Origin of the sequence: Vibrio sp. B172a (genome assembly GCF_030248355.1) — a bacterium.
In the GTDB taxonomy this organism is placed as follows: domain Bacteria; phylum Pseudomonadota; class Gammaproteobacteria; order Enterobacterales; family Vibrionaceae; genus Vibrio; species Vibrio owensii.
Map to the genome: position 1 here is coordinate 1 of NZ_JAHGAC010000054.1, position 5023 is coordinate 5023.

Annotated in this window: 2 protein-coding genes and 6 tRNA genes; 7 read left to right on the forward strand and 1 reads right to left on the reverse strand. The window is 44.9% G+C overall.

The window, feature by feature from the left end:
- The first annotated feature begins 50 nt into the window (after positions 1-50).
- The 7 genes from KIT90_RS27660 (at position 51) to KIT90_RS27690 (ending at position 2785) form a co-directional block, all read left to right on the forward strand.
- Positions 51-126 (forward strand) — tRNA-Asn (locus KIT90_RS27660).
- 293 nt (positions 127-419) lie between these two features.
- On the forward strand, positions 420-2045 hold the full coding sequence (locus KIT90_RS27665; protein WP_039841982.1) for a methyl-accepting chemotaxis protein: 1626 nt from the start codon (positions 420-422) through the stop codon (positions 2043-2045).
- A 233-nt stretch (positions 2046-2278) separates the two neighbouring features.
- Positions 2279-2354 (forward strand) — tRNA-Phe (locus KIT90_RS27670).
- 51 nt (positions 2355-2405) lie between these two features.
- Positions 2406-2481, forward strand: a tRNA-Thr gene (locus tag KIT90_RS27675).
- A 21-nt stretch (positions 2482-2502) separates the two neighbouring features.
- A tRNA-Asn gene (locus KIT90_RS27680) sits at positions 2503-2578 on the forward strand.
- A gap of 40 nt (positions 2579-2618) precedes the next feature.
- A tRNA-Thr gene (locus tag KIT90_RS27685) sits at positions 2619-2694 on the forward strand.
- 15 nt (positions 2695-2709) lie between these two features.
- Positions 2710-2785 (forward strand) — tRNA-Asn (locus tag KIT90_RS27690).
- Positions 2786-2935: 150 nt separating this feature from the next.
- On the opposite strand, the gene KIT90_RS27695 is transcribed toward KIT90_RS27690, so the two are convergent.
- Positions 2936-4372 carry an NAD-dependent succinate-semialdehyde dehydrogenase gene (locus KIT90_RS27695; protein ID WP_285379764.1) on the reverse strand — a complete coding sequence of 479 codons (1437 nt, stop codon included), beginning with the start codon at positions 4370-4372 and terminating at the stop codon, positions 2936-2938.
- Positions 4373-5023: the final 651 nt, after the last annotated feature.

Consider the following 5023-nt stretch of genomic DNA (forward strand, 5'->3'; position numbering starts at 1 on the left):
AGGCACCATATTTGGTGCACTTGCTTAAAGCAAGACACAAACAGAATAGTTCCTCCTTAGCTCAGTTGGTAGAGCGACGGACTGTTAATCCGCAGGTCACTGGTTCAAGTCCAGTAGGAGGAGCCAAATTAGAAAGCCAAGTCTTCGGACTTGGCTTTTTTCTTATCTGCAATACTCAACACACTCTCCCCTACTTTCTAATTCCGTCGAATCTTCTTCACCTCCACCAAGAAACATCCCTATTAACTCCTGGTTAATTTGATAAAAAACACTTATTTCACGCTAAAAATTTAATCCAACTCATAGTTTCAACACGACCGCATAGGCGCTTGTATACAAGTTCAATATGATGAATTTATTATTACGCCCCCTTATAAGCTATGCATTGCATAGCATGAAATACGTCTCGTGAGCTAACTATGAAATTAAAAACTCAAGCCTATTTATTATCTGCAATCATATTGGTTGCCCTACTTGCTCTTACAGCAACAGGTCTATGGACATTGCGTGTAGCAAGTAACCTTGATAACAAAGCTCGAGTTACTGAGCTATTTAAGAGTGCCTACAGCATTCTGACTGAAGTTGAGCAAATGGCAGTGGAAGGCAAAATGCCAGAAGCTGAAGCTAAAGCGCTGGCTACTCGCCTACTTCGCAACAATATCTACAAAGACAACGAATACGTTTATGTTGCTGATGAGAACATGATGTTCGTTGCGGCCCCACTTGACCCTCAACTACATGGAACAAGTTTCCACGATTTCCGCGATGGTGATGGCAACAGTGTCGGTCAATTAATTTTAGATGTGCTGGGCCGTAAAACAGGTCAGATCGTTGAATACACTTGGACACAAAAATTGCCTGACGGCACGATCGAAGAAAAGCACTCTATCGCAGAGAAAACACCGCATTGGAACTGGGTGGTCGGTACTGGTATCGGCTTTAATGAAGTCAATGCACGCTTCTGGTCTACAGCACAATGGCAGCTAGCGCTGTGTTTAGCGATTGCTGGCGCGATCCTAGGCGGCTTAATCATCTCTATCCGTAAGATGCTTAACCTACTTGGCGGTGAGCCAAATGACGTTAGACAAGCCGTTCAGGCCGTCGCTCAGGGTAATATCCAAACCAGCTTTGAATACACAGCCCCTAAAGACAGCATCTATGGCGCCGTACAAGAGATGAGTCAATCTCTGGCTAAGATGGTAACTAATCTGGATGAATCAATGCATGCATTACGTTCAGAGCTATCAGCGGTAGAATCTCGCTCTAATTCAATCGCTGATCTAACCATGTCTCAGCAGCAGTCAACGGCGATGATCGCAACAGCGATGACAGAAATGGCTTCTTCAGCTAACCATGTTGCAAGTTCGGCAAGTGACACTGCACACAACACTGATGAAGCAGACAAGCAGAGCCAACACACGCAATCATTGATCCACAGTACGGTCGATAATATTCAAGGCTTAGCAACTCAGCTAAACACAGCAAGTAAAGCGGTTGCGGATCTTGACCAAGATGTAAACAGCATCGTGAAAGTTCTCGACGTAATCGGCGATATTGCCGAGCAAACTAACCTACTTGCGTTAAATGCCGCCATTGAAGCAGCTCGTGCAGGTGAACAAGGTCGAGGCTTTGCGGTAGTAGCAGATGAGGTGCGCAACCTAGCAGGACGCACGCAAGACAGCACAAAAGAGATTCAACAGATGATCTCTAACCTTCAAGAAGGTTCGCGCAATGCTATCCATACAATGGAAATCTGTGCCGAAACCAGTGAAAGCACGGTAACTGAGTCTATGAATGCCTCAGAAGCGCTACAACAGATAGTGACAGCACTAGAATCAATCACAGCGATGAGCCAGCAGATTGCGACTGCAGCGGCAGAACAAACTCAAGTGAGCGATGATATTGCACACCGCATCAACCTAATTGAAGAAAGCGGAAGCCAGCTAAATACGGTGGTCACAGAAAGCCAATCAAGCACACAAACATTGGCATCTTTAGCGGATGAACTTGAAGGTTGGGTGAACAAGTTCTCAGTAAAGCACTAGTTTAAAGTCAATTGTTCAATAAAAAGCACGTTTTCAGACGTGCTTTTTTGTTTTTATCGCCTTTATTTTGCGACAGAGCGCCCTACTTTTCTTAAAACAGCGCTTAAAGCATGGTGCATTGCTGCTCAAAATGCATAAAAACAGCCCACTCCGAGCACAAATTCATCAAACGATATTTTATTTTAATTTTATTGTTGACCTGAAAGCCGAAAAGCCTTTTAATACACCTCGTCGCCCGGATAGCTCAGTCGGTAGAGCAGAGGATTGAAAATCCTCGTGTCGGTGGTTCGATTCCGCCTCCGGGCACCACAATTTAAAATTGTTGGTGTCTAACACGAACAATAGAAAGAATAACGGTACGCCGACTTAGCTCAGTAGGTAGAGCAACTGACTTGTAATCAGTAGGTCACCAGTTCGATTCCGGTAGTCGGCACCATTTATTCTTAAACAAGATAATTCCTCCTTAGCTCAGTTGGTAGAGCGACGGACTGTTAATCCGCAGGTCACTGGTTCAAGTCCAGTAGGAGGAGCCATCTTTCAGTTAGTAAGTTGATTACTTATTAACGAAAATGTGCCGACTTAGCTCAGTAGGTAGAGCAACTGACTTGTAATCAGTAGGTCACCAGTTCGATTCCGGTAGTCGGCACCACTTATTAAAATTTGTTCCTCCTTAGCTCAGTTGGTAGAGCGACGGACTGTTAATCCGCAGGTCACTGGTTCAAGTCCAGTAGGAGGAGCCATATTAGAAGAAGCCGCATCACTTGATGCGGCTTTTTTGCATCTGAAGAAAACTCCCCTCTTCATCCAACTTTATCTCAATAAACAAAAAGCCAGGTGATGTACCTAGCTTTCTCTTTTTGTATCGTATCAATGAGTGTCTAAGCGGAAGGCTAGCTCAAACCTCCAAGGCAGATGTACTTCGTCTCTAGATACTCATCCATGCCTTGCTTAGCCCCTTCACGGCCAATGCCAGATTCTTTGATCCCACCAAACGGTGCCACTTCCGTAGAGATAATTCCTTCATTTACCCCCACCATGCCATATTCCAAACCTTCACTAAATTTGATGATGCGCTTCAAGCTGTCGGTGTAGAAGTAGCAAGCCAAACCATACTCGGTGTCGTTCGCCATCGAAAGCACTTGCTCATCATCCTCAAAACTAATGACTGGCAGAACTGGGCCAAACAGCTCTTGTTGCACGATCGCCATGCCCTGTTCCACATTATCTAAGATAACAGGCTCCATAAAGCGCCCAGAGCGTTTTTGAGGTTGGTTGAGTATCTTTGCCCCTTCTTGTACTGCCTGATCGATCACTGCCTCTAGACGATGTTTAGAAGCCATAGTAATCACTGGACCAAGAGTGGTATGTTCCTCAAGACCATTACCGACCGTAAGGCCTGCCGCTTTTTCCAGAAGCTTAGCTAAGAACACCTCTTTTACGCTCTGGTGCACATACAAGCGGTTGGTACACACACAGGTTTGTCCGGCATTACGAAACTTAGACGCAATCAAGCCATTAGCTGCTGCTTCTAAATCTGCATCGTCAAAAACAATAAAAGGTGCGTTGCCACCCAATTCCATAGAAGCGGCTTTAACCGTATCGCTTGCTTGTTTCATTAAGATCTTGCCGACGCGTGTCGAACCCGTGAAAGAGATCTTTTTAATACGCGGATCGGTACTTAATACCAAACCAAATTCTGCTGCTTGTTCAGAAACAACGGTAGACAATAGAGCTTTAGGGATGCCAGCCTGATGAGCAAGCTCCACCACAGCCAGAGCAGTTAAAGGCGTTAATTCAGAAGGTTTAATGATCATCCCACATCCCGCAGCCAAGGCAGGAGCCGCTTTTCGAGTGATCATTGCAATAGGGAAATTCCATGGTGTAATCGCAGCACACACACCAACAGGCTGTTTGATGGTAGAGAGGCGTTTATCTACCGCCGGTGCAGGAATTACCTCACCATAAGCACGTTTAGCCTCTTCTGCGAACCATTCAACAAACGATGCGCCGTATGCGACTTCTCCACGGCTTTCAGTAAGAGGTTTACCTTGTTCTAAGGTAATGATGTTCGCGATGTCTTCCGTATGCTCTACAAGCAATTGGAACCACTTTTTTAGGGAAGCGGAGCGTGCTTTAGCACTGAGTTTTGCCCACTCGACTTGAGCCGATTTACACGCTTCTATTTGCGCATCTAACTCATCCAAAGAGCTAGGCTTTAAGCGAATCAGTTCTTGCTCAGTCGCAGGGTTAATAACGGCAATCCCATCTTGAGAAGACAGGCTTTCGAATAAGACTCTTAGCGTTTCACTTTCTATCTGCTGCATCATTAGGTTGTACTCCCATAAGAACCGTTACTAGGTTAATCCTTCTGGCAAATAAGAGTAAAGCAAACAAAGTTTTCTTCAGCGTAAATATGAGAAGTGATTACCCTGTAGGGTTAATCGGTGATACAGAGAAGAGAACGCCAACAGAGATAGCTATGATTGAAGAAGGTAACCATTTAATGGGTCATAAGTTTGGTGTCATTGAATGTCCCCATTCTTTGATAGACAAAGCATTAGAGGTCATCTCGAACGTAACCAAATGACAGAGTAGATTTTCAATAAACGTGGATAGACTGGGGCGTATATCTGAATTAATAGTTCGGCTTGTAGACTAAGGATAAAACCTTGAGAGCCTTACTTTCCTATAAACGAAAATCATATCCCCTAAAACAGTGAAAGCTAGCACGAAGGCTGAATTTCTAGATAAGTGTTGGAGCGGCTGAGCTTGCGCTCAATTGGACTCGCACACGAGCGGGACTCGTTGGTCGCAGACCAAAATAATATCGTAAATACGAAAAGACCCCAGCATTTCTGTTGAGGTCTGGAATAAGTGGCTAGTCGGCGGGGACGCCTAGTTCGGGGTTGCGGGCAACCGGGACTCATTCCCTGAAAGGGAACATTTTTGAGCTTTAAAATGACAAAACCCAGTCCGAA

Coding starts and splice junctions, on each gene's coding strand:
- KIT90_RS27665 (WP_039841982.1), top strand. CDS start 420: ATGAAATTAAAAACTCAAGCCTATTTATTATCTGCAATCATATTGGTT.
- KIT90_RS27695 (WP_285379764.1), bottom strand. CDS start 4,372: ATGATGCAGCAGATAGAAAGTGAAACGCTAAGAGTCTTATTCGAAAGC.